Source organism: Plastoroseomonas hellenica, assembly GCF_018129085.1.
Lineage (GTDB): Bacteria > Pseudomonadota > Alphaproteobacteria > Acetobacterales > Acetobacteraceae > Plastoroseomonas > Plastoroseomonas hellenica.
This window is the reverse complement of record NZ_JAAGBB010000043.1, coordinates 1-23,822: the sequence shown is the minus strand read 5'-3', so window position 1 is coordinate 23,822 and position 23,822 is coordinate 1. Positions and strand designations below refer to the sequence as shown.

The following is a 23,822-nucleotide window of genomic DNA, read 5'->3' as shown; positions in this document are numbered from 1 at the left end:
CGGCGGACCTCAAGTCGTCACGCTTTCGCGCCGCGATCAGAAGCCGGCGCGGAGTGCCTCGCGCAGCGCCTCGACCCGGGCATCGTCGAGGCCGACCATGGCGGGGGAGAAGAAACGCCGGTCGGGCGTGAAGAGCGTGTAGGCCATGGCCTCATTGATCATCACATCCTCCAGCGCCGGGTCGTAGCCCTCGCTCTGAAGGAAGCGGCGATAGGCGGCACGCTCCTGCTCCGTGAAGACGTCGCGCCAGACGCGGTGCACATGCGCGGCGAAGGCCGGGCGTGTGAAGTAATGCCCGTGACCGATCTCGTGGTGCAGGATCGCGCGGCGCATCGTGGCGTCGACGCGGCGCTCCACCCCTGGGATCGCCAGCAGCGCGAAACCGTCGGGCCCTTGTACCATTTCGCCCGCTGTCTCGTACTGCAGCCGCAGCCATTCCTCGCCCATCGTCAGGGTGACGTGATCACGCTCCGCGAGCATGAAGAAGCGGGCGAGGTCCGTGGAGCGGTAATTGTGTCCGTAGTAGTAGGTCGCCGGCGTGTCGCCGGATTCCGTGATCGCCCTGGCTAGCGCCGCATCATCCAGCAGCCGGTCGCGCGGCTGGCCCACCTTCTCGACCAGCGCCGCGATGCGGTTCATGGCCTCGCCCTGCATGTCGAGGGTCGGGAAATCCAGCACGAAGACGCGTGGATTCTCGCGCAGGCGGATCATGCGCGGCACGGTCGCGGCATGGGCGAGGATCGTCTCCTCATCCAGCACAGGCACCACAGCGCGGGCCGCGATCGAGCGCGGCGCCGGATCGGTGCCGGGCACGGTCGGGGTTGGCGTCTGCACCGCCGGCACGCCGGCGGGTGGCGCGGTGGTGGTCTGCACCGCGGCCGTCGTCCCGGCCATCCGCACGGGACCAGCGAACATCACCCAGTAGCTCACGGCGCCGCCGACCAGCCCAAGGGCCAGGATGACCGCACCTATGATGAGGCCCTTGTTCCGCTCGGTCATGGCGGCGGGCGGGGCACTGCCGGCCTTGGCAGCGCCGGAGGTCTCCGGCGGCGGGGATCCGCCCGACGACCCGCCCGGCCGTCGGGCCGGGGGTATCCTGACTGTTTCGTCCGAATCCCCCGTCACAGCGCCCTCAGCCGCCGATGTTCACCACCTGGACGCGACGGTTGCGCGGCATCGGGGTATTGTCCGGCGTCGACACCAGAAGCTGGGTCTGACCGAGGCCCACCGCCTCGAGGCGGGTCGGGTTCACGCCGAAGCGCCGCACCAGGAAATCGCGCACCGCGGCCGCGCGACGCTCCGACAGCGCCTGGTTCAGCTCGGCACTGCCGACCGTGTCGGTATGGCCCTCGATGCGGAAGCGATAGGCGGAGAGCTCGGTCGAAGCCAGCGCCCGGCCGAGTGGGGCGAGCTGGCGCTCGGCCTCCGGCGTCAGGGCGGCGGAGCCGCTCGGGAAGGTCACGGTGATGTTCGCCGCGGCCTGGCCGTCGACCGCCGTCGTCTCGCGCGGCGGGAGCGGCCGCGCCATCGGGGCGCCCGGCCCGGCGACGGCACCGCCCTGCGGGCGCGGCGCCGAAGACGAGGAGGACGAGGAGTTGGACTGGCCCGGGGTGGAATAGACCGGTGCCGGCTGGACAGGTTGCGGCGCGGTCGGCGTCTCGGCGGCGGCGCCCGGCACGCGGATGCCACGCGTCTGGCCACTCTGCGGGCGGAGCCGCTGGATCAGATCCAGCGCCGCAGGATCGGACTGCGCGAGCACCGGTGCCGGGGTCATCGGCAGGGCAAGGGTCAACGCGGTGGCGCTGGCGAGAAGGAGGCGAAAGGTCATGGCAGGAAACTCCTGTCGGCTTGTCCGAAGGCTAGCACGAAAGTTTGGGTACCGGAATGGCCTGCTTCGGCACCCGGCACCACCCGAAGCGGATTTTCGCATCGGGGAGATCAGACGGCGCCCATTGCTTTCCAAGTGCCGTACTGTCGGTCGAGCAGCGCACGCGCACCCTTTTCCGCATTGGCAAGCATCTCGTCCGGGGCTGTCGCCGGCAGCAGCAGCCGCGCGAGCGTGGCGGGGTCCGGGGGCGCGCCACCCTGCAGCGCACAGGCGACGCCGAGATCGGAGGCGGAGATGATGTGTCCGCCGCCGAGCGCCGGCACCACGAAGCCAAGCGGCGAGGAACTGGCCGCCGCTTCGGCGCCCAGGCGATTGAACAGCGTTGCATTGGCCCGTGCCGCGCGCGCCTGATCGCCGCGCCCCGGCGGACGCCAGAGCGGCAGCGCGGTGTTGGTGGTCGACAGCATCATGCCGAGATCCGCCGGCGTCAGCCCGGCGCAGCCCGGCAGCGCCGCCAACTCGCCGAGCGTCTTCGGCCCGCTGGCCAGCGCCTCCAGCAGCGCGGCATTTGCCGCCGGCGGCAATTCCGCCTTGCCGGCGACGGTGTGGATCGCGAGCTCCACCTTGTCGGGCGCGGTGAACAGCACGAAGGGAAGCTGTGCCAGCATCGCCCGCCCACCGGGGCGCCGCCCCTTGATGAAGACGTCGCGGCGGAAACGGCGCAGCAGGAAGAGGTCCAGCAGGAAGTCGCGGTCCATCTGCGGCGGCAGGTTTTCCAGCATCTCCCGCTGCTCGGGGCGCAGATGCAGCTCCGGCGCCGTCTCGGCCGGCACCGCGCTGCCGACGAAGTCGAGACTGGCCGGGATCAGATCGCGCCTGAGATCGGCGGCGAAGGCGGGCCGCCAGAAGCCGGTGCCGTATTCATGCGCCAGATAAGCGGACATGCCGTCGGAATAGCTCGTCAGCCGCTCCAGCATCTTCTCGGACGGCAGATGCCGCGCGCCGCCATCGGCCAGTTGCTTGATGAAACCCGTCGCGGCGCGTGCCTTGGCGGCATCGCTGCCATGGGTCGCGGCCATGCCCTCGGCCATCAGCCGCTGCAGCACGATGCTGTCGGAGAAGCCCGGCATGGCGTTGTAGCCGATCAGCAGCATGCCCCCCGGCTTCAGACGGGAGGCGAGCAGCCGCACGATGCCGGCCCGCACCACGTCCGGCACCCAGGTCCAGACGCCGTAGAGGATGACGAGGTCGGCCTGCGGCAGCATCCGCTCCATCGCCGGCACATCGAGCGCCGCGACATCGGCTTCGTGGAAATGCAGGTTGTCGAGCCCGGCCTCGGCCGCGATCTCCCGCGCCTCGACGACATGCGCTGGCTGCAGGTCGAGGCCATGCACGTCCCAGCCCGGATTGGCCGCGGCCAGCACCGTCGCGGTCACGCCGCGGCCGCAGCCGATGTCGATGACCGTCATCTTCTCAGGATTCGGATTCCAGACCGCGTCGTGCAGCGCCGCGGCCAGCCGTAGGCGCGCGGGCACCGTCTCCTCCTGGAAGGCGGCCAGGTAGCGGATATCGGCGGCCGCATAGCTCGCCTTCATGCCGCCGGTGCTCTGCGTGCTCATGTGATGTCCTGCGGTTCGAAGATGGCATCGCGCACATCGGCGGTGCGCGCCTTCGGGGTGGCGGGCCAGGAGGACCAGCCGAGCCGGGCGCCGCCGCCGAGGCTCGCCTGCGGCACATCCTCGGCCTTCAGCACCAGGTTGATCGCGAAGCCGGTATCGAGGCCGACGAAGAAGCGCGTCAGGTCGGTGACGCGCTTATAGGCCGGCTGTCCCGGCAGCAGCGCCTCGAACTCCGGGCGGGAGAGCGGGCCGATGCGGATGATGAAGCGCGCCTGCGCGTCCCAGACCTGGGCGCCGAGCACCGCCGTGCTGCCGAGGCCGCAATGCTGCGGCGCGCCGCGCCCAGCCGGCAGGCAGGACTGCTCGGTGGTCGGCAGCCGCATCCAGCCGCCGGCGAATTCCTCGATCTCGACCGGGCGTTCCGTCTCCGCCTCCAGCATCGCGCGCAGCCGCTCGGCACTGCGGCTGCGGGAGGAGAGGTTGCCGGCGTGGTAGAGCAGGGCGTCGACCGGGATCGCCATCCGCCCTTCCAGGCCCCTGGTCGCCATGCCGATCGCGGCGGCAAGGGTACGCTGCGCCGGTTCCGGGTTGCGGGTCGGGCGGTACTTCGCGCCCGCCTCGACGAATTGTCCGGCCAGGCGCCGGGCCAGCAGATCGACGAAGCCGTGCAGCGCGCGGGAACGCTTGCGCACCTCCGCCGCGACGGTCGCCGTATGGTGCCGCGGCAGGGTGCCGCCGGGACCGATCAGGCCGAAGGTCGCGAAGGTGAGCTGCCCATCCTCGGGCCGCGCCTGTACCACGGCGCCGGAGGGATGCCCGAGGCGCGGCGGCGAACGGTAATCGAGGTCGCGGACCGGACGCTTGGCGACCTTGGCGGTGATCGCCGCCGCCTCGTCCGGGTGGAAGCGGGTCGGCTCCCGCCGCAGCAGCGCCGCGGGCGGCAACACCCGCAGCGACGGTGAGGGCAAGGGATCCTCGGCTTCCGCCAGCGGCTCCGGCGCGGCGCTGTCGGGCGCCTGCGGTGCTTCCGGCCGTTCCGGCCCCTCGAAGGGCGCAAAACGCGGCGCGCGCATCGTGGCGCTCAGCGTCTGGTCGAGCAGCGAGGGCGCGGCCTCGCCTCCCTTGACGGTCTCGTCGCTCACAGCAGCACGCGGGTGCCGCTTCGTGCCGGGAAGCGGGCGGCGAGGCCGGACCTGCCGCGCAGCGTCACCGCGACGCGCGAGAAGGCGTTGATCGAGACCTGCACGGCCAGGAAGCGCTCCAGCACCTGGGCCAGCGGATAGAGCCCGGCCGAATTCCACACCTGCGCATCGAAGCCGAGCGTCACTTCGAGGCCGCGCACGAAGGCGCCCGCCCGGCCACCCGGCAGGCGGGCGACACCGGGCTTGGCATCGACGGTGAGCAGCGCGCCGAGCGCGGCCCGGCTCTCGGCCGTGTCGCGCAAGTCATGCAGGCGCAGCACCTCACGCAGTGCATGCGCGCCGGCTGGTCCGCCGGCGATGCTCAGATGGTTCAGCGCCAGGTGCGAGATCAGCTTCCAGGCGCTGCGCTCCAGGAGGTTCGGCCGCAGCGTCGATGTCGGCGGCGACAGGCAATCGATCGCCTTTACCGGCGACCCGCCATCGACCAGGCGAAGCTGCGGCTGCCCGCCGCCGAAGGGCAGCATCGACGGCAGGTCGCGGTTGCAGCAGAGCGCCTCCACCGTCAGCACGCCATCGGCCGGCATGGTCGGGTCATAGGCGAGGTCGCGCAGCGAGATCATCGTCTCGGTGCCGGTCATCGGTGGGTTCGACGGCTCCCGCGCCGCGATGAAGGTGATCTCCGCGACCGTCGCATCCTCGGTGTCGGAGCCGAGGCGATAGAAGGGCAGCACTTCCCGGATGGTGCCGTCCGACCGGCTCTCGCGCACCGCCTCGACCGCATAGATCTCGAGTGCCGCCGGCCGTCGCGCATCCGGTACCGCGCGGAACTCCGCGAGTGTGCCGTCGAGCGCCACTGGTTCGCAGCGATGCGGGAAGAGATTGATCGCCGGCGTGCAGCCGAGCGCAAAGCTCTCCGCCGTCACCACCCGCTCCAGCTCCGGCGCCGGCCGCGCGAGGTAGAAGAAGATTTCGAGCTTGTCGCTTTCCTGCAGCAGGGCCCGGGATTCGAGGCCGGTGATGTCGAGGTAGAGGAACTTCTCGGGGAAGGAGAAATACTCGGTCAGCAGCCGGTGGCCAGCGAAGGCGCGCTTCGGCCAGGGCAGCGCGGCCTCCTCGTCGGCGAAGCCGGCAGGCGCCACAACCTCCGGCCCGAGCAGGGTCGGGTTCGGGTCGAGGGCGCTGTCGGCAAGTGCTACCCCGATGGTGGAGGTCGCCAGCAGTTCCATCAGCAGCGCCGCCTGGGCGCCGACGCCGCGCAGATGGAAGCGCAGCCGCTCGATGCCGAGCTGGGCGAAGGTGATGTCCTTGGTCTTGGTCTTCAGCGTCAGCCGCAGGCAGGCCTGCGCGCCGGTCACCCGCGGATTGGCCGGCGCCGAGATCGGCAGGCCGGAGAGGCGTGCCGCCTCGATCTCAATCGGCCATAGCGTGACATCGTGACAAGTGGCGAAGCGCACCGGCTCGCCGCGCACCGGCTCGGTCTCCAGGAGCAGGCCGCGCTTGACCTGTACCGGCTCCGGCGCCTCGGCGGGACCATGCAACCGCAGCGTCGTCATCGACGGCACCGGCGCCAGGAGCTGCGGCGACAGCATCTCCAGCAGGCTGTCCGACAGCTCCGGCAACTCGTCGTCGAGGCGCTTCAGCACCCGGGCGCCGAGGAAGGCGACCCCCTCCAGCAACCGCTCGACATAAGGATCGTCCACCGCTTCCTGCGTGACACGCAGGCGCGAGGCGACCTTCGGATAGGCATCGGCGAATTCGCCCGCGAGCTTGCGGATCGCAGCGAGTTCGCGGTTGTAGTAGGGCAGCAGAGTGTCGGACACGATGCTTTCCGAGCCTCGTTTACACGTCAATCATGGCGCCTTCAGACGCGCTTGTCCGAAGGAAATCGAATGTTCCTTGCCGAGCACCTTCACCCGTTGGGGCGTGCCGCCCGAACGGGATCCGCTCGATGCCCTCAGCCTTCGCGAACGGCGACGTCGAGCGTGGTCGGCCGCACCACCGTTTCGAAGCTGATCTGCTCCGGCACCGGGTCGGTGCGCAATACCGCTTCGATCCGCAGCCGCAGCACGCGGTCGATCGCCTCGCGCTCCGAGTTCCGAAGCTGGACGCGCACCTGCATCAGCCGCGGCTCGAAGCGCCGGATCGTCGCCTCCACCTCCCGCGCCACGGCGAGCCGCCGCTGCTCCTCCGTGAAGGAGCCGGCGGTCGGGTCCGGCACGCCGTAGCCGACCGGGGAGATCGGCAGCTCGACATAGCCCGGCGGCGGCGGCAGGCGGCGGCGGCGCGCGTTCAACAGCGCCTCGATGTCGCGGCGCACGGCAGCACGCAGCATCTCGATCGCCATGCCCTGGGTCAGCGGCGGATCCGCCGGCGCCTCCGGATCGGCATCGAGCAGCCGGTCCAGCAGCGGCAGACGGAGGCGCGCAGCCGAACGCGTCTCGCCCATCGCCGGCCTCAGTCGTCGAAGGCGAGGCTGGTGACCTCGGCCAGCGGCAGCGCATCCTCGCCCACCAGCAGCAGGCGCTGGCCGAGGCCGCGCACCGGCCCTTGCGCCGGGTCGGTCCAGTCGGTGCCGCGGCCGAGCCGATACTCCACCGGGGCGTCCTTCGGCGTCCAGGGATAGAGCGTCGGCAGGTAGACCACGCCCTCGGTCCCGTCCTTGGTTTCGATGGAAGCGCGGCGCCAGTAGAGGTCGCGCGGCCGGCGCGGCGTGTCGAAGACCAGCGCCCGCAGCCGTTCGACCGGCACCCACATGTAGTCGCCGCCTGCGGTGATCACCTCGAAGATCGGGGCGAACATGTCGTCGGCGTCGCGCAGGTCGTCGAAGGCGACCTCGCCATGCTTGCCCGGCGTGCGCGGACGCAGGCTCTCCGCTTCCGCCGCGGAGGCGCCGGCGCCGGCAAGATCGCCGGCGCGGAACTGCACCAGCGCCTGCATCACGGCCTTCTGGGCCTCGGTCGGGTCGTCGCCCTGGAACTTCGGCAGGCGGCCGTCCGTGAAGGTCTGGCGGCGCCATTCCTCGGCCCGCAGCAGCCGGCGGAACTCCAGCACCGCCGGTGAGGGCTGGTCCATGATGACCGCGTCGAGCGAGCGGTCGGCGCGTTCGACCTCGCCCGCATAGAGCAGCATCTCGGCCAGCATCCAGCGCGCCCCGGTATCGCGGGGTGCCGCCTTTACCGCCGCGGTCGCAGCCGCCACCGCGCCTTCGATGTCGCCATTCGTGAATGCTTCGCCTGCCGTCGTCATGCCGCCCTCGCCGCCTGGAGATCCGTGACCAGCCGGAAGGAGGCCCCGACCTCATCCAACTGATAATGGGGTTGGAGATGGATGACGCAGCCGAAGACGCCGGGCTTGCCCGGCTTCTCCACCACGTCGACCATCGCATCGCGCAACGGATAGCGCGCCCCCCGCTCGGTCGAGGCCGAGAGGTCGGCGAACTTCTGCAGCCAGGCCTGGAGCCGGCGCTGGATCGTATCCGCATCCTGGAAGGAGCCGACCATGTCGCGGCCCATGAGCTTGACGCAATGCGCGAAGCGACTGACGCAGAGCAGCGCGTTGAACTGCGAGGACAGCCGCTGGTTCGCGCTCGCGATGTCGGTGTTCATGCGCGGCGGCACGTGGATGGAAGGCATGGCACCGAAGCTCGCCTCGCCCAGACCCTCGAGGCCGATGAAGGGGATGAGACCACCCTCGACCGCCTGTCGCTCCTGATCGTCGGTCAGCGCGAGCTCGAGCGGCGGGCGGAGCGCCGCGCCATAGGGATCGGCATAGGCGCGCTCCGTCGGCAAGGTCGCGATCACGCCGCCCTGCGGCTCCTCCCCGATGCTGGCGCCGCGGATATCGGCGGGCCAGTGCGATACGGCGAAGGCGCGCACCGTCGCGGCGGCCAGCGCGAAGGCGGGCGAGCACCAGATCCGCGCATTGGCGTCGGGGGCGTATTCGCGATAGCGGAAGCGGTCGGCACGGGTGCCATCGTCGGCCCAGGGCCGGCGCGCCATCATGCGCGGCAGCACCACGCAGAGGAACCGGGTGTCGTCGCGCGACTGCAGGCTGCGCCAGCGCTGGCGATCCTGGCCACGCAGCGGCTCCGCGATATCGGAGGCGGCGCCGACCTCCGCCCAACTGTCGAAACCGACCAGCGCCGGATGCGCGGCGATCACGGTCGGCGCGAAGGCGGCGGCGGCAACCGCGGCCAGCCCGTCGAGCCCGGTCACGTCATCGGTCGGGCTGCCCGGGCCAGGTGCGTGCCGCACCTCGTAATCCGCGAGCAGCATGGAGAAGGGCTCGCCACCCGGGGTGCCGAACTCGCCTTCGTAGATGGTGCGGAACAGCGCGCTCTGGTCGAATTCGGAGGCGCGGTCGAAGTCGCGGCAGATCTCCGCCCAGCGCGCGCTCAACACCTTGATCTTCACGCGGGCGCCAAAGGGCACCTGATCCATCAGCCAGGCAAGTGCCCGCCAGGACCCTTCCAGCCGCCGCAGGCGATCGTGATGGAGCACCGCGTCGAGCTGGGCGGCGATCAGCCGGTCGATGGCGGCGATGTCGCGGTCCACCGCGACCTCCAGCCGCTGCATCGCGAGCCGCTTGCCTCGCTTCGTGCCGTCATGCGCGGTCAGCCCGCTGAGCCGCCCGCCAAACCACAGCTCCAGTGCTTCGACCGGTGCGGCGCCATAGAGGAAATGCGTGATATCACTCGCGGTCGCAGTCTCCGCCGGTCCATAGAAATTGCCGGAGAGGATGCGGGCGCGCAAAGCGGGGCGCGCCGAAACGACGCCCCCCGCAGCCAGGGGGGGCGCCGCTTCCGCGACGGCGATGCCGTCCGGATTAGGGCCCATGGCGCCCGCCCCTTTCCTGTGTCAGCCGAGCCGTGCCTGGCTCAGCTCTTCTGCGGGATCCGCGCCACCATGCGCATGGAGGTCGAGAGTTCCTCCATCTGCAGCCAGGGACGCAGATAGGCCACGGCGTTGTAGACGCCGGGCTTGCCCGGCACTTCCTTCACCTCGACCTTCGCCTCGCGCAGCGGATAACGGGCGCGCATCTCCTGCCCGCCGCCTTCCGAGGCGTTGACGTAGTTGCGGATCCAGCGGTTCAGCCAGTTCTCGACGTCCGACGCCTCCATGAAGGAGCCGATCTTGTCGCGCGCCATCACCTTCAGGAAGTGGGCGAAGCGGCTGGTCGCCATGAGGTAGGGCAGGCGGGCCGAGATGGCCGCGTTCGCCGTCGCCTCGGGGCGGTCGTACTTCTTCGGCTTCTGTACGGACTGGCCACCGAAGAACACCGCGTAGTCCGTGTTCTTGTAGTGGCAGAGCGGCAGGAAGCCGAGGCCCGAGAGCTCGGCTTCACGGCGATCCGTGATGCCGATCTCGGTCGGGCACTTCGCGTCGCTGTCGCCGTCATCCGAGGTGAAGGTGTGCGTCGGCAGGTTGGAGACCTTGCCGCCGCCCTCGGCGCCGCGGATCGCGACGCAGAAGCCGTGCTGGGCGAAGGCATCCGTCATCCGCGTCGCCATGACATAGGCGGCGTTCATCCAGCAGTAGTCTTCGTGGTCCATCGACTTGGCCTTGCCGGCCTCATCGTACGGAGCCTCCTCATAGTTGAACTCTTCGACCGGCACGGTCGCGCCGCCATAGGGCAGGCGGGCGATGGTGCGCGGCATCACGAGGTTGACGAAGCGCGCATCCTCGCTGTCACGGAAGGAGCGCCACTTGGCGTATTCCGTGGTGTCGAAGATCTTCGCGAGGTCGCGCGGCTTCGACAGCTCGGTCCAGCTCTCCATGCCGAAGAGGCCGGCGCCGGCCGCCGAGATGAAGGGCGCGAAGGACGCGGCCGACACCGAGGACATCAGGCGCAGCGTCTCGATGTCGTCCGGATGGTTGGTCCACTCGTAGTCGCCGACCAGCGCGCCGTAAGGCTCGCCGCCCGGGGTGCCGAACTCGTTCTCGTAGAGCTTCTTGAAAGTCTGGCTCTGATCGAACTCGACGGCCTTCTGCAGGTCGCGCGAGAGGTCCTTCTTCGAGCACTGCAACATCCGGATCTTGAGGCCGGTGCCGGTCTCGGAGTTCATCACCAGGTAGTTCAGGCCGCGCCAGCTGCCCTCGAGCTTCGAGAAGCGCGGGTGGTGCATGATCTTGTTGAGCTGCTCGGACAGCTTCTGGTCGATCGCCGCGATCGCGCGGTCGAAGGTGACCGTCAGGTTGCGGCTGAAGGTGACGGTGCCCTTCAGCGCTTCCTCGGTCAGCGCCTTGATCAGATCCTGGGCGCGGTCGCGCTCGGTCTGCTTCGTCGCGCCGATGACCTGATCCAGGAAGGATGCGCCTTCCGTGGTCGTCGTCGTGGCCGCGCCTGCGGCCGAGCTCTGTGCCTCGCTCATTCTGGATTATTCCTTCTTGTCGAGGCCGAGCTCGGCGGAAAGCTGGCCGAGCTTGTCCTTGTCCTGCAGAACATCCTCGAGCATCTTCTCGAGGTCCTCGGAGCGGTCGACCTTGCTCATCAGGTCGCGCAGCTTGGAGCGGGTTTCCATCAGCGCCTTCAGCGCCGGCACCTGCTCAGCGACTTTCGCCGGCTCGAAATCATCGAGCGAACGGAATTTCAGGCCGACCGCCATCTGGCTGCCGTCCCCGGCGAGCGTGTTGTCGACCTTGATGTTCAGCCCCGGCTGGATACGGGCCATGACATCGTTGAAGTTGTCGCGGTCGATCTGCACGAACTTGCGCTCAGCCAGCGGCTTCAGCGGTTCGGTCGGATCGCCGGCATAGTCGCCCATCACGCCGACGACGAAGGGCAGCTCGCGCTCGACCTCGGCGCCTTCGGTCTCGACCTGATACGTAATGTGAACGCGCGGCTTGCGCACGCGCGCGAGCTTGTCGTGGACGCTGCTCATCGCCTACCCTTTCGCTAATCGGTTGTCCTGATCCGGCTGCCCAGCCCGCCTGGAGGGCAGCCTACGCGTCGTTGCCTTTCCGGGTCAACGGGGCTTTCGTACCGTCTACCCAATGGCTTAGCCGTTGCTATCCTTCTGGTTGATGAATGCCGAGGCGGGTCAGCATCGCCCGGCGCACTTCGCCCTCCGGCAACACCTCGACCAGCAGCTCCGTCAGCGGCATCCGCGCCCGCCGCGCCGCATCCTCCAGCGTGAAGGCGACCGGGGAGTGCGGCTCGGTTTTCCTGAAATAGGCCGCGATCTCCTCGATCTGCTTGATCGCATCTTCGCGCGTGCGCATGGGGCGGGGACCGCCACCGCCGCCGGCCATCGCCATGCCGCCTGCCGCCACCGCGTCGCCCTCCCCGCCGGCATCGCCCGCCTCGCCATCCGCGGCCGGCGCGTCGCTTTGCAACGGACCAATGATGCGCGTCGCCAGGTCGATGACGGCGCCCAGCGCCTCGTTCACGTTGCGGGTCGAGGGCGCATTGCCGGCGAAGGGATCGGTGAGCGCCTGGTCCATCGCCTGCCAGGCCTCGCGCGCCGCCAGCGCCTCCAGCGCCACGGCGCGCAGGAAGGCGCCGTCCGCCCGCCCTTCCCGCTGCAGAACATCGAGTTGGGGGACACCTTCCTTGTAGCGCCGCTCCCGCCGCTCCTCCTCGACGATCGCCGCGGTCTCCTCGGCGCGCTTGTAGAGAAAGAGGTCACAGGGACTGCCGTCGCCGCGGCGGAACAGCGTCAGGCGCCGCAAGGGCTGCATCAGCGTACCATCCGTGCCCTCGCCGGCGAGGCCGCCGATCGGCGAGGCGCGGTCCTCGATACCCTCCGGCTCATCGAGGCTCGGGAAGGCCTTGTCCCAGAAATTCTGCGCCAGCCCGGCGATGAGCTGGGACCCGGCCTGCAGCCCGGCGAGGCCATCGAGCCGGACCAGTGCCTCGGTCAGCCAGGAGGCGATCTCGAAGTCCTTGGACTTGGTACCGATGATGGAGATGCCGAGCTTCTTCACCTCCCGCCAATGGCCGAGGATGGTCGCTGGATCGGCTTCCGGGTCGCCGCCGTCGAGCCGGCGCTCCAGCGCCCGCGCCTCGCCGCGCGCATTGCGCAGGAGCTGGTAGGGCGCTTTGGGGGAGTAATCGGTGCGCGTATCCTCACCCGCCCCCTCGCCCTCTCCGAGTGGCGCGAGCAGGACCTCCATCTCCAGTACGCCGTCGGCCATGCAATGCCCTCCTGATCGTGATCATAGCCTGGCCGCCGGCCCCTCGCCGTGAAAGCCTGCGGAATTCTTCAAAGCGTCGCGGAATTCCGGCGACGGGCGCGGCAAAGATGATGGACTTGATTCGCCGTCGCATCTAGCCTCCGTTGCGCAACCGGGCGCGGTAAGGCTGTGACGGCCGACACAGACCGCGCACCCGGCTTTGAGCATTAGTTCGGCAACGACACAAGCACGGGGTGCGTCTCGGCATGGTAGCTCTCGACCTGAAATCCCTCGTCGGGCGCATGAACGCGCTCTCCCGCCGGCAATTGGAGGGTGCGGCGGGGCTGACGCTTTCGCGCTCCCACTACAATGTCGAAATCGAGCATGTGCTGCTGAAGCTGATCGAGCTGCAGGGCTCCGACATCTCGGCGATCATGCGCAAGGCTGGCGTCGATGCCGGCCGGGTCGCGAGCGAGATCACCCGCGCCCTCGACAAGCTGCGCACCGGCAATGCCCGCGCGCCCTCGCTGTCGCCTGACATCGTGACCTGGCTGCGCGAGGCCTTCCTGCTGGTCAGCCTGGAAGGCGGCGGCGGCGCGATCCGCTCCGGCCATCTGCTGATGGCGCTGCTGAGCGACGAGACGCTGAACCGCACGCTGAAGGACAGCGCACCGAGCCTGCTCTCGATCCCGGCCGATGCGCTGCGGCGCAACCTCGCCGACTTCACCGACGGCAGCGAGGAAGCGAGTGAGGCGGCGGCGACCGCGAGCGCCCCGGGTGCGGCCGGCGGCGGGGCGCCTGCCGGCGACATGCCGCGCTCGGGCGGCCCGCTCGACCAGTTCTGCACCGACCTCACCGCCCAGGCCAAGGCCGGCAAGATCGATCCGATTCTCGGCCGTGACGGCGAGATCCGGCAGATCATCGACATCCTGACCCGGCGCCGCCAGAACAACCCGATCTGCACCGGTGAAGCGGGCGTCGGCAAGACCGCTGTCATTGAGGGTCTGGCGCTGCGCCTCGCCGCCGGCGACGTGCCGGACGCGCTGAAGAAGGTGCGGCTGATGTCGCTCGACCTCGGCCTGCTGCAAGCGGGTGCGGGCGTGAAGGGCGAGTTCGAGAACCGCCTGAAGGGCGTGATCGACGCGATCAAGTCCTCGCCGATCCCGATCGTCATGTTCATCGACGAGGCGCATACCCTGATCGGCGCCGGCGGTGCCGCCGGGCAGAACGACGCGGCCAACCTGCTGAAGCCGGCGCTGGCCCGCGGCGAGATGCGCTGCATCGCGGCCACCACCTGGGCCGAATACAAGAAGTACTTCGAGAAGGACGCGGCGCTGACCCGCCGCTTCCAGGTGGTGAAGATCGACGAGCCGTCCGAGCCGCTGGCCCGCGCCATGCTCCGCGGCCTGGTGCCGACGCTCGAGAAGCACCACGGCGTGCGCATCCTCGACGAGGCGATCGATGAGGCGGTGCGTCTCTCCGCCCGCTACATCCCGGCCCGCCAGCTTCCCGACAAGGGCGTGTCGCTGATCGACACCGCCTGCGCCCGCGTCTCCATGTCGCAGGCCGCGATCCCGGCCCCGATCGAGGACCGTGTCCGCCGCCTGGACCTGGTGGCGACCGAGCTCGCCTCCCTGGAGCGCGAAGCGGCCACCGGCACCGACCACAGCAAGCGCGTGGCCGAGCTGGTGGCCGAGAAGGATGCCGCAACGGCCGAACTCGCAGCGCTGAACCTGCAATGGGACAAGGAGAAGGAGCTGGTCGACCAGATCCGCCAGCTCCGCACCGCGCTCGAGGCACCGCGCGAGCCGCTGCCGGAGGGCGAGGCGCCGCCGGCCGACCAGCCCGATCTCGCCAAGCTGCAGGCCGAGCTCGCGGAGGTCGTCGGCGAGCTGCACAAGCTACAGGGCGAGGAGCCGCTGGTGCATCCGGTGGTCGACGGCCAAGCGGTCGCCGAAGTGGTCGCGACTTGGACCGGTATTCCGGTGGGCCGCATGGTCTCCAACGAGATCAAGGGCGTCCTCGCGCTGCGCGAGGCGCTGATGACCCGGGTCATCGGGCAGGACCATGCGCTGGAGGCGATCGCCCAGGCGATCCGCACCAACCGCGCCGGCCTGACCGATCCGCGCAAGCCCGTCGGCGTCTTCATGTTCGCTGGCACCTCCGGCACCGGCAAGACCGAGACCGCGGTGGCGCTGGCCGACCTGCTCTATGGCGGCGAGCAGAACCTGACCGTGATCAACATGAGCGAGTTCAAGGAGGAGCATAAGGTCTCCATGCTCATGGGCGCGCCGGCCGGCTATGTCGGCTACGGCGAAGGCGGCGTGCTGACCGAGGCTGTCAGGCGCAAGCCCTACTCCATCATCCTGCTCGATGAGATGGAGAAGGCGCATCCTGGCGTTCAGGATGTGTTCTATCAGGTGTTCGACAAGGGCAACATGAAGGACGGCGAAGGGCGGGACATCGATTTCCGCAACTGCGTCATCATCATGACGTCCAATGCCGGCACCGATACCATCTCGAAATTGTGCGCCGACCCTGAAACGATGCCGGAGCCCGAGGCGCTGGTCGAAGCGCTGCGCCCGGACCTGCTGAAGGTGTTCAAGCCGGCCTTCCTGGGCCGCGTGAACGTCATCATCTACTACCCGCTCGTCGACGCGGTGATGCGGAAGATCGTGGTTCTCCAGCTCAACCGCATCAACAGGCGGGTGAAGGAAAACTATGGGATTCCCTTCGAGTACGACGCGGCGGTGCCGGAATCCATCGCCGCCCGCTGCCGCGAGGTCGAGAGCGGCGCACGCAACATCGAGAACATTCTGAACCGCACCCTGCTGCCGGAACTCTCCGCCCAGATCCTCGGACGCCTTGCCGAAGGCGGCGAGATCACAAAAGTGGCAGTGGGTCTTTCGGATGACGGTTCATTCCGCTATACTATCGGTTGAGGGAACGGCATGGCGCCGAACTCGGACATCGCAGGTTCCTGACAGAGGGAGATCTTCGTTATGGCCATCATGCTGAACTACGAGAGCGTCCAGGGTGAGTCGAACATCCAGGGCTACGAGAAGTGGATCAACCTGGGTAGCTTCCAGTTCGGGATCGGCCGCGGCATCGCCTCCGCCTACGGCAACTCCACCCGTGAGAGCTCCATCGTCTCGGTCAGCGAAATCACCATCACGAAGGAGACCGACGGCACCACCGTGAAGCTCATGGAAGAGGGCCTGCACGGCAAGCTGAACAAGCTCGTGAAGATCGCCTTCCTCCGCACCGGCTCCGGCGCCGCGCAGGAATACCTCTCCTTCGAGCTGAACGGCTGCGGCGTGTCGGGCTTCTCGCTCTCCTCCGGCGGCGACCGCCCCTCCGAGAGCATCTCGCTGAACTTCGACAAGTACATCCTGAAGTACAACCCGATCGGCGACGACTTCTCGGGCAGCCCGGCCACCGTCGGCTGGGACCTCGCGAAGGCCGTGAAGGTCTGATCTCGCTCGGGGCCGGCGCTCGTCCGGCCCCACCTGCGACCTTGGGAATGCCGGGTTCGGCCCATCGCCGGGTCCGGCGTCCTTGCTTCAGCGACCCGAGATGGCGCACCTGTCGCGCCAAAGCGGCCTCGTTCCGCTTCAACCACTCTGGCCCTTTTGTTTTCCGAGCATCTTCACCCATTCGGATGAGCCATCCGAATAGGGTCTGCTCTCAGCCCAAAGGAGGGGCGCCGCCATGCCGATCCTGATGAAGTACGACAGCGTCGATGGCGACGTGGAGAGCGCGGGCTACGAGAAGCACATCCTGCTGGAAGGCGTGGAATGGGGCTTCGAGCGCAACGTGTCCTCGGTCGGCGCCGACGACGCGAACCGCGCCCGTCCGACCATGCAGCGCCTGACCTTCACCAAGCTGACCGACCTTGCCACGACCGGCCTCGTCACCGACGCACTGACCGGCCAGCACAACCGCAAGGTCACCATTCACTGGGCCCGCACGAGCAAGAGCGGGAATCTCGAGACCTACTGCACCGTGGAACTGACCGATGCAGCGGTCGTTGCCTACAAGCTCGCCACCGCCGGCGACCGGCCGATCGACAATTTCACGCTCAGCTACAAGCAGGTCGAGATCAAGACCTGGGCCTGGAAGAACGACCGCCCCGGCAATTCGCGCAGCGCCTCCTACAACGTCGAAACCGGGCGCTGAACCGAGGCCTGTCGGCAGAGCACGCCACCGCTCCACGATCCCGCCCTCCACCCGTTCGGATGATCGCATCCGGACGGGTTTTGCTTTGATGGGCCCGCTGCGTCGGGGTCAGTCCATGTCGACGATGATCGCCGTCACATTGTCCCGTGCGCCGCGCTCCAGTGCGAGGTTGATCAGATCGTTCGCGCCCTGCCCGGCCGCCAGGCAGGCCGCAATCTCGGTCTCGGGCACCGCCTTGAACAGCCCGTCACTGCAGAGCAGGAAGCGGTCGCCCGGCGCCACCCGGCCGGAGAGCTTGTCGAGCATCAGCTCGCCATGCCCGCCAATGGCGCGGGTGATGACATTGGCCTGCGGATGCGCCTCCGCCTCCGCCTCGCTCAGCGTGCCGGCATCGACCAGTTCCTGCACCAGGCTGTGGTCGCGGGTGACGCGGCTGAAGGTGCCGCCACGCAGCATGTAGATGCGCGAATCGCCGGCCCAGAGACAGGCGAAATGCCCGCCCCGCGCCAGCAGCACGACCACGGTCGAGGCCAGCAGCTTGCCGGGGCCGCGCCGCTCCGCCTCGGCCTGCAGTTCGGCGTGCACGGCGGTGAGCCGGAGACGAAGCTGCGCCAGCAATTCGGCAGCGGAGAGGCCATCCGGAATCTCCGCGAGCGCCTCCGCGATCGCATGGGAGGCGACGTCGCCCGAGCCATGCCCGCCCGCGCCATCGGCCACCGCCCAGAGGCCAATCTCCGTTCGGTCGACCATGGCATCCTCGTTGCGCGGCCGGACCGCGCCTGGATGGGTGATCGCCTCGGAACGCTGTGCCGCGCTCATGCCTCGGTTTCCAGCAAAAGGACGAAAGCCTCCGGAGGAGGAAGGGCGGGGAACGCCCAGACCATGGCGGGCAGACGGCCGCCGCCGAGCGTCCACCAGCCGCCCTGATCGGGGCGCTCGGGGGGTGGGACAGGGGTATGTACCATGGCATCCGCCGCTGGCGGCTCTTCAGGCCCGGCCGGCGTGGAGGCTGCGTCCGGATCCGGCATCGGTGGTGCCGCTTCGGCGACGCCCGGCCGCGCCGGCACCAGGGGCGTCGGCGGCTCGATGAAGGGTGCATCCTCATCGGGTGCGGCCTCGGCATCCGACGATGTCGGTGGCACGGCCGGATCGGGCGCGGGCAACGCCGCAACGACGTCGGGCGGTGGCACATCGGAAGGCGGCGGCGTCTCGCCGAACAAGGCCAGCGAGATGTCTTCCGCGGCCGGGCCGGACGGGGGAACATCAAGCAGCGCGTCCCAGGCATCCGCGTCCAGCGCCTCGGCGGCGAGCGGCTTGGTATCCTTGCGATCGCTGTCCTCGCCCTCGCTGCCGAGCAGATCGAGCCAGGCGGCGGGCGGTGACTCCGCCGGCGGCGCGTCGGTACCGGATGCGGGCGTCGGGTCATCCCGCGCCGACGGGGCGGCATCGCCCTGCCCGCTCCCGCCCAGCAGGTCGAGCCAGGCTTCCGCCGGCGGCGTGTCGGTACCGGATGGGGGTGTCGTGGCGTTCGTCTCCGCCACCCCCTCGCCCCCGAGGAGGTTCAGCCAGGCTTCCACGGGTTGCGCTGCGGTGGCGCCCTCGGGCGGGTCCGGTGCGGCCGGTGCGGCCTCGGCCTGCTCTTCGCCGCTGAACAGATCGAGCCACGCTTCTGCCGGGATCTCCGCAGCGGTGGTGCCGGCATCCGCGCCCTCAAGGGCGGCCGGCTCCCCGGGCTCGGCCGGCGTCCCGAAAAGCCCAAGCAAGGTCTCCTCCGGCAGGGTCGGCGGCAGCACGCCATCGCCGGCGACCGAAAGCGCCCGGGTCAGCGCGTCGGCGTCCAGGATTCCTTCGCGCGCCTCGCGGGCCCGGGCCTCGATGCCGGCGAACCAGCCCTCATCCGGCGCCCGGCCGCGCGGCAGCAGCGCCGCGACGGTGAGCGGAAAACGCCGCCCCACCGTGTCAGCCGAAGGCAGCATGACGCCGGCCACGGCATCGGGACCGCAGGTCCCGGCCGGCAGGGCGAAGCGCCAGGCAGGTGCCATGTCCCAGACGGCCGCGAACTCGTCGCCGAGCCTGTCCCGCGCCGCCGCGATCCCGGCCGCGAGCCAGGCGTCCCACGGGGCGACAAAGCTCCCCGGCAGGGCGCGGCGCACGAAATCCCCATGCGCCGGCATCTTGCCGTAGAGCCCGATCGCCACCGGGCCGCCGCTCAGCTCGGAGCCAGGACCGGGCATCGGAACTCCGTCAGATCCCGCAGACCGAAGGGATGGGTTGAGCTGCCGGCACGCAGCTCGAAGACGATGCTGCGATCCCCGTGCTGGACGTTCAGCCTGAGCCGCGTTGGGTTGCCCGTCGCCTGCAGGCTGTTCTGCCGCCGCATCACCAGCCGGAGCGCCGACCAGCCACCATCGAAGTTCAGCGTCCCGGCGCTGGACGGCGGCTCGAAGGTGAGTGTCGTATTGGTGCGCGTCGGCCAGGAGAGTGGCAGCGGCCGCGATGGCCCGTCGCGCCGGATTTCGGTGCGCAGGCCCTCCGCCTCCAGCACCGCACCCTGCGCTCCCGGGTCCATGCCCTGCGGCACCAGTTCGAACCGCAGCCCCGTCGCCGCGACGCCAGGGAAGAAGGCGTTGCGGATATTGGAGGCGCGCTGGAACTGCAGCACATCGGCTTGGGTCACCGGCGGCGGTAGGCCGCCGGCCGCGACCGGCCGCCAGGTCTGCTGTGTGGTGTCGACGTATTGCCGGATGTGCTGGGTGAAGAACTGGTCCAGCACCCCGGCCGGCCCGAACAGGCGGATGAAGTCGTCGACCGGCATCTCCTCCCCGTCCACGCGGAAGGGGAACTTGGTCTCCAGGCCACGGCAGACCGGCGCCAGCGCCTGCCCGCCGGCAGCGGCGATCGCCGCGCGGGCACCGCCGGCACGCGCGGTCGAGGTCTGGGTGGCCAGCCCCTGCAGCCAGCGCCCAAGCGGCTGCGGCGCGCGTGCCGCCTCCGCCGCCAGGCGCTGCCCGGGATCGAGGCCCGGGCTCGGCGGCAGCACGGTGCCGGGCGGCGCCGTCGCCAGCCGCGCGACCTGCACATAGAGGTCGTTGATGATCGCGAGGATGCCCTCCAGCGGCTGGCCGGACGCTTCCCGGAGCCGCTCGAAGCGCGCTTCCACGACACGGGCCACCGGGTCAGAGATCTTGGGCTCCGGCGGCCCGCCCTGGGCGGCCGCGGCACGCGCCGCCGCCCCGGTCGGCGCCGGCGGCGTCACGCCCTCGGGCGGCGTGCCGACGCTGAGCTCACGGGCGATGCTGCGCAGCATGTCGCGCAGCGGCGAATTCGGCGCGCCCAGGATGTTCAGCCCTTCGGCCGCCGCCTGCAGGCTGTTGAAGCCGGGCAGCGACAGGTCGTCGAGCATCTGCTGCCAGACCTGCGCATACTCGTTCGCGTAGAGCGTCAGCACCTGCTCCTCGAGCCGCGGCAGGTCCTCGTCGCGCTGGGTCGCCGCCTGCGGGCCCAGCACCCAGCTTTCCGCAGCACCCGAGCGGATGGTGTCGCCGAGCGCCGGCAGCAGCGCGCGGTAGAAGCCGTTCACCGTGTAGAGCCCGTTGATGCCCTCGGTCAGTGGCCGGCCGGAGGCGCGCGCGAAGAAGCGCTGCCCGGCGGCGCCGGCGGCGTCGGACGGCCGCCAGGGCGGGATGTTCTGCGCGACCGTGCGCAGGCGGGAGAAGATGCGCCCGGCCAGCGGCAGGCGGGAGAAGATGCGCCGCGCCTCGTCCACCAGCGCCCCGTCGAGCGGGTAGACCTGCAGGCTGTTGAGCGCGAGCAGGGCGTTCAGGTGCCCCGCCAGCTCGTCCCGCGTCGGCTGGCCGATGGCACCCGGATAGGCGCGCGCCCATTCGATCTGGAACCACTGCCGCACCAGTTCGGCGTCCATCGGCCCTTCGCGGCCGATCATCAGGTAGACGCGCGTCGCCTCATAGAGGAAGTCCGGCCGCTGGAAGCCGCCGCGGATCTGCAGCTCCAGCCGGGCCAGCAGGCGGGGCAGGAAGCTCCGCTCCAGCGCCCGGCGATAGGCGCTCTCCGCGCCCGCCGCCAGCTTCTCCTCCTGACTGAGCCCGAAGAAGGCCCCGTCCCCGCGCGCCGCCGGCGGTAGGTCCCGGGCCGCGGCGAGATAGGGCAGGATGCGCTGGAACTCGGCATCGGTGATGCGCTCGAAGGGAATGCCCTGGGTAGCCTGCTCGGCCTTGCCCACCTGCTGGGCCAGCCGTTCGGCGCGCGCCTTCTCGCCGCTCCAGGCGGTGTAGCCGAAGAAGCCGCCGCCGAGCAGCAGCAGCAGCGCCAGGCTCCAGGCAATCAGCCCGATGACACGGCGGCGCTTCTCCAGCCCGCGGTTGCGCGCGGCCAGCCGCGCCTCGTTGAACACCACGTCCTTCAGCAGCTTGCCGAGGAAGAAGGAGCGCCCCTTCTGCCCCATCACCGAGGCCGGGCGCCGCGCATCCAACCCGAAGCTGCGCGCCATCGCGCCGGCCAGACGGTCGAGGGGCGAGCCTTCCTGGGTGCCGGAGGTGAAGTAGAAGCCGCGCAGGAAGGGCGCCGGCTCGAGCCTGGTGCCGGCAAAGCCCGCCTGCAGAAAGGCACCGAGCGGCGCTTCCAGCGCCGCGAACTGCGCCGGGAAGCCGGCCAGCGCCGCGCGCTGCTGCGGCCCCCGCTCCTGCTGGAGGCGTTCGACCACGCGATCCTGCAGGCGCGCCAGCAGCGCCTGGAACTCCTTCGCGAAGAGGCTGACCGGGCTCTCCGTCGCCTTGCCTGCTGGGAAGGTCGCGCCCCAGACCTGCTCGCGCCCGTTCTTGTCGAGATCGTCGAAGAACTCGACGAAGCCCGGGATCAGGTCCGACTTGCTGATCAGCATGTAGACCGGCAGGCGCTGGCCGAGCTGTTCCTCCAGCTCCTTGATGCGGCGGCGCACGGCGCGCGCGTGGTTCTCGCGCTCGGCCGGGCCGAGGCGGGCGATCATGTCCATGCCGAAGGCGACCAGCACGCCGTTGAGCGGCTGCCGCGGCCGGTTCTGCTTCAGCAGCGCCAGGAAGCGGTCCCAGCCTGCCTTATCGGCCGCCGCATCCGAATCCTGGGTCGTGTAGCGCCCGGCGGTGTCGATCAGCACCGCACGGTCGGTCAGCCACCATTCGCAGAGGCGGGTGCCGCCGACACCCTGCAGCTTGCCGCCATCGGCCAGCGGGAATTCGAGGCCGGAATTGGCCAGCGCCGTGGTCTTGCCGGAGCCCGGCGGGCCGATGATCACGTACCAGGGCTGGTCGTAGAGGAAGCCGCCCTTGCCGCCCTTCGCCTTGCGCAGCGCGGCCATGGCGTTGGTCAGCTTGTCGCGAAGCTCAGCCTCTTCCTCCGCGGCGCGGTCGGCGCCGGGATCCTCGGCCGCGGCACCCTGCATCAGGTTGAAGTCGCGCTTCCGCCGGCGGCGGTCGACGATCCAGAGGACGATCAGGCAGAGCACGAACAGCACGGCGCAGACCGCGACGCGGTTGAGTTCGCTCTCGAAGGGGCGGAAGCCGCCGAGGTTCACCAGCGGGGCGAACAGGTAGATGATCGGCATCAGCAACGCGACAGCGATCAGTGCGGCAATGGCGCGGCCCGCCAGGAAGGGACGGAAGACTTCCATCTCAGTTCGTCCCCCGCTGCAGCACCACTTCGATCCTTCGGTTCGCCTCACGCCCCGCGGGCGTCGTATTCGGCTCCACCGGTTCGCTGTCCGCCTTGCCCTCCGCCGTGAAACGGGAGGTGCTGCCGGCGGCGGCGGCAATCAGCGCCATCGCTGCCTCGGCGCGCGCCGTCGAGAGCTGGAAGTTCGACGGGAAGCGCACGGTGCGGATCGGCTGGTTGTCGGAATGCCCAACCACCTGCACCCGGCCCGGCTCCTCCCGCAGGCCCTCGCCGATGCGGCGCATCAGGTCGTTGAAGCGCGGCTCCAGCGTCGCTGAGCCGGACGCGAACATGCCGCGGTTGCTGATGCGGACAGTGAGCGTGCGGCCATCACCGAAGATGGTGACCTGGCCGCTGTCGATCTCCGGCTTGAGGAATTCGCGCAGCTTGATCTGCGGGTCGGGCCGGATGATGGCGGTGGGCGCCGGTGGCGGCGGCGCCGGCGGCACCGGCGGTGCCGCGCGCTCGATCTCCGGCAGGCGGCCGGGCGGCAGCGCGGCCATGCGCTCGTAGAGATTGTCCGAGCCGTCGTTCAGGTAGTTGTTCAGCACGTACCAGCCCATGCCGAGGCCGAAGATCGCGACGCAGGCCGCGACCCAGGCGGGAATGCCGCGTGCCGGGCCGCGATGTGGCGCATCCTCGCCGCGCCAGCGCGGCGACAGCTCCCGCTCCCAGGCGCCGCGGAGCTGCGCCAGGAGCTGGTAGAGACCCTCCCGGATGCGGTCGAGCTCGGAGGCGCCGCGCGGCGAGAGGCGGTAGCGCCCCTGGAAACCGAGCGCCAGGCAGAGATAGGCCACCTCCATGGCGCCAAGCCAGCGCCCCGGCTCCTTCTGCATGCCGGCGAGCACGTCGAAGAAGCGGTCGCCCGACTTCACCTCCTGATGGAAGGTCGAGACCAGCGATCGCGTGGACCAGTTGCTCTGGATGCCCCAGGACTGCGCCAGCACCACGTCGTCGAGGCTCGCGCAGATCAGGTAATGCGCGGCGCGGAGCTGCTCCGGCGGGATCTCCGCGTCGCGCGCATCGACCTCGAACTGGCGGAAGGCGCGGACCGCCCGCTCGCGCAGGTCATCGGCATTGGGTTGCGAGGCCATGCCTGCCTGGGCGACGCGTGCCAGCAGATCGAGCAGGGGCGCCGCCGCGGCGGCGAGCGCGCCAATGCCGACCTTGGGCATCGCCTCCGCCTCGCCGGCGAGGCGCGGCGCCGATTCCGCCCGCGCCGGAGCGCCGCCCGGCG

At 69.9% G+C, this 23,822-nt stretch carries 18 protein-coding genes; 3 read left to right on the top strand and 15 right to left on the bottom strand.

The window, feature by feature from the left end; genetic code table 11:
* Positions 1-36: 36 nt before the first annotated feature.
* The 11 genes from GXW71_RS26295 to tssA form a co-directional block, all read right to left on the bottom strand.
* Positions 37-999 carry a hypothetical protein gene (locus GXW71_RS26295; protein WP_211855674.1) on the bottom strand — a complete coding sequence of 321 codons (963 nt, stop codon included), beginning with the start codon at positions 997-999 and terminating at the stop codon, positions 37-39.
* Positions 1,000-1,132: 133 nt separating this feature from the next.
* Complete coding sequence (locus tag GXW71_RS26290) at positions 1,133-1,828, bottom strand: OmpA family protein (protein WP_211855673.1); 696 nt, start codon at positions 1,826-1,828, stop codon at positions 1,133-1,135.
* A gap of 110 nt (positions 1,829-1,938) precedes the next feature.
* Positions 1,939-3,447: a class I SAM-dependent methyltransferase gene (locus tag GXW71_RS26285; RefSeq protein WP_211855672.1), complete on the bottom strand. Its 1,509-nt coding sequence runs from the start codon at positions 3,445-3,447 to the stop codon at positions 1,939-1,941.
* The gene (tssG, locus tag GXW71_RS26280) at positions 3,444-4,589 is read right to left on the bottom strand and encodes a type VI secretion system baseplate subunit TssG (protein WP_211855671.1); all 1,146 of its coding nucleotides are present in this window, start codon (positions 4,587-4,589) and stop codon (positions 3,444-3,446) included. Before tssG ends, GXW71_RS26285 begins: the two co-directional genes overlap by 4 nt.
* Positions 4,586-6,409, bottom strand: coding sequence for a type VI secretion system baseplate subunit TssF (tssF, locus tag GXW71_RS26275; protein WP_211855670.1), 1,824 nt, complete (start codon positions 6,407-6,409; stop codon positions 4,586-4,588). The genes tssG and tssF overlap by 4 nt, the downstream gene beginning before the upstream one ends.
* Before the next feature lie 134 nt (positions 6,410-6,543).
* Entirely contained in the window at positions 6,544-7,035 is a 492-nt protein-coding gene (gene tssE / locus GXW71_RS26270) for a type VI secretion system baseplate subunit TssE (protein ID WP_211855669.1), read from the bottom strand.
* An 8-nt stretch (positions 7,036-7,043) separates the two neighbouring features.
* The gene (locus GXW71_RS26265) at positions 7,044-7,835 is read right to left on the bottom strand and encodes a type VI secretion system accessory protein TagJ (RefSeq protein ID WP_211855668.1); all 792 of its coding nucleotides are present in this window, start codon (positions 7,833-7,835) and stop codon (positions 7,044-7,046) included.
* Entirely contained in the window at positions 7,832-9,424 is a 1,593-nt protein-coding gene (tssC, locus tag GXW71_RS26260) for a type VI secretion system contractile sheath large subunit (RefSeq protein ID WP_211855667.1), read from the bottom strand. Before tssC (GXW71_RS26260) ends, GXW71_RS26265 begins: the two co-directional genes overlap by 4 nt.
* A gap of 41 nt (positions 9,425-9,465) precedes the next feature.
* Entirely contained in the window at positions 9,466-10,959 is a 1,494-nt protein-coding gene (gene tssC / locus GXW71_RS26255; protein WP_211855666.1) for a type VI secretion system contractile sheath large subunit, read from the bottom strand.
* A 6-nt stretch (positions 10,960-10,965) separates the two neighbouring features.
* A complete protein-coding gene (tssB, locus tag GXW71_RS26250) occupies positions 10,966-11,439 on the bottom strand; it encodes a type VI secretion system contractile sheath small subunit (protein ID WP_456315918.1) in 474 nt (157 codons plus the stop codon).
* 157 nt (positions 11,440-11,596) lie between these two features.
* Complete coding sequence (tssA, locus tag GXW71_RS26245; RefSeq protein WP_211855664.1) at positions 11,597-12,724, bottom strand: type VI secretion system protein TssA; 1,128 nt, start codon at positions 12,722-12,724, stop codon at positions 11,597-11,599.
* 245 nt (positions 12,725-12,969) lie between these two features.
* On the opposite strand from tssA, the gene tssH reads away from it, so the two are divergent.
* The 3 genes from tssH to GXW71_RS26230 all read left to right on the top strand — a co-directional run bounded on the left by tssH (position 12,970) and on the right by GXW71_RS26230 (position 16,882).
* Positions 12,970-15,645: a type VI secretion system ATPase TssH gene (gene tssH, locus GXW71_RS26240; protein WP_211855663.1), complete on the top strand. Its 2,676-nt coding sequence runs from the start codon at positions 12,970-12,972 to the stop codon at positions 15,643-15,645.
* A gap of 60 nt (positions 15,646-15,705) precedes the next feature.
* Positions 15,706-16,179: an Hcp family type VI secretion system effector gene (locus GXW71_RS26235; protein WP_211855662.1), complete on the top strand. Its 474-nt coding sequence runs from the start codon at positions 15,706-15,708 to the stop codon at positions 16,177-16,179.
* Between the two features lie 235 nt (positions 16,180-16,414).
* On the top strand, positions 16,415-16,882 hold the full coding sequence (locus GXW71_RS26230; protein WP_211855661.1) for an Hcp family type VI secretion system effector: 468 nt from the start codon (positions 16,415-16,417) through the stop codon (positions 16,880-16,882).
* A 108-nt stretch (positions 16,883-16,990) separates the two neighbouring features.
* Here the strand turns inward: GXW71_RS26230 and GXW71_RS26225 are convergent, their stop codons facing one another.
* The 4 genes from GXW71_RS26225 to tssL form a co-directional block, all read right to left on the bottom strand.
* On the bottom strand, positions 16,991-17,701 hold the full coding sequence (locus tag GXW71_RS26225) for a PP2C family protein-serine/threonine phosphatase (protein ID WP_211855660.1): 711 nt from the start codon (positions 17,699-17,701) through the stop codon (positions 16,991-16,993).
* Positions 17,698-19,116, bottom strand: a complete 1,419-nt coding sequence (tagF, locus tag GXW71_RS26220) for a type VI secretion system-associated protein TagF (RefSeq protein ID WP_211855659.1) — start codon at positions 19,114-19,116, stop codon at positions 17,698-17,700. Before tagF ends, GXW71_RS26225 begins: the two co-directional genes overlap by 4 nt.
* Complete coding sequence (gene tssM / locus GXW71_RS26215; protein ID WP_211855658.1) at positions 19,092-22,544, bottom strand: type VI secretion system membrane subunit TssM; 3,453 nt, start codon at positions 22,542-22,544, stop codon at positions 19,092-19,094. Before tssM ends, tagF begins: the two co-directional genes overlap by 25 nt.
* Before the next feature lies 1 nt (position 22,545).
* Positions 22,546-23,822 (bottom strand): type VI secretion system protein TssL, long form (gene tssL / locus GXW71_RS26210; RefSeq protein WP_211855657.1); only part of this gene is annotated, 1,277 nt, incomplete at its 5' end.

Coding starts and splice junctions, on each gene's coding strand:
- GXW71_RS26295 (WP_211855674.1), bottom strand. CDS start 999: ATGACCGAGCGGAACAAGGGCCTCATCATAGGTGCGGTCATCCTGGCC.
- GXW71_RS26290 (WP_211855673.1), bottom strand. CDS start 1,828: ATGACCTTTCGCCTCCTTCTCGCCAGCGCCACCGCGTTGACCCTTGCC.
- GXW71_RS26285 (WP_211855672.1), bottom strand. CDS start 3,447: ATGAGCACGCAGAGCACCGGCGGCATGAAGGCGAGCTATGCGGCCGCC.
- tssE (WP_211855669.1), bottom strand. CDS start 7,035: ATGGGCGAGACGCGTTCGGCTGCGCGCCTCCGTCTGCCGCTGCTGGAC.
- GXW71_RS26265 (WP_211855668.1), bottom strand. CDS start 7,835: ATGACGACGGCAGGCGAAGCATTCACGAATGGCGACATCGAAGGCGCG.
- tssC (WP_211855667.1), bottom strand. CDS start 9,424: ATGGGCCCTAATCCGGACGGCATCGCCGTCGCGGAAGCGGCGCCCCCC.
- tssC (WP_211855666.1), bottom strand. CDS start 10,959: ATGAGCGAGGCACAGAGCTCGGCCGCAGGCGCGGCCACGACGACGACC.
- tssA (WP_211855664.1), bottom strand. CDS start 12,724: ATGGCCGACGGCGTACTGGAGATGGAGGTCCTGCTCGCGCCACTCGGA.
- tssH (WP_211855663.1), top strand. CDS start 12,970: ATGGTAGCTCTCGACCTGAAATCCCTCGTCGGGCGCATGAACGCGCTC.
- GXW71_RS26235 (WP_211855662.1), top strand. CDS start 15,706: ATGGCCATCATGCTGAACTACGAGAGCGTCCAGGGTGAGTCGAACATC.
- GXW71_RS26230 (WP_211855661.1), top strand. CDS start 16,415: ATGCCGATCCTGATGAAGTACGACAGCGTCGATGGCGACGTGGAGAGC.
- GXW71_RS26225 (WP_211855660.1), bottom strand. CDS start 17,701: ATGAGCGCGGCACAGCGTTCCGAGGCGATCACCCATCCAGGCGCGGTC.
- tagF (WP_211855659.1), bottom strand. CDS start 19,116: ATGCCCGGTCCTGGCTCCGAGCTGAGCGGCGGCCCGGTGGCGATCGGG.
- tssM (WP_211855658.1), bottom strand. CDS start 22,544: ATGGAAGTCTTCCGTCCCTTCCTGGCGGGCCGCGCCATTGCCGCACTG.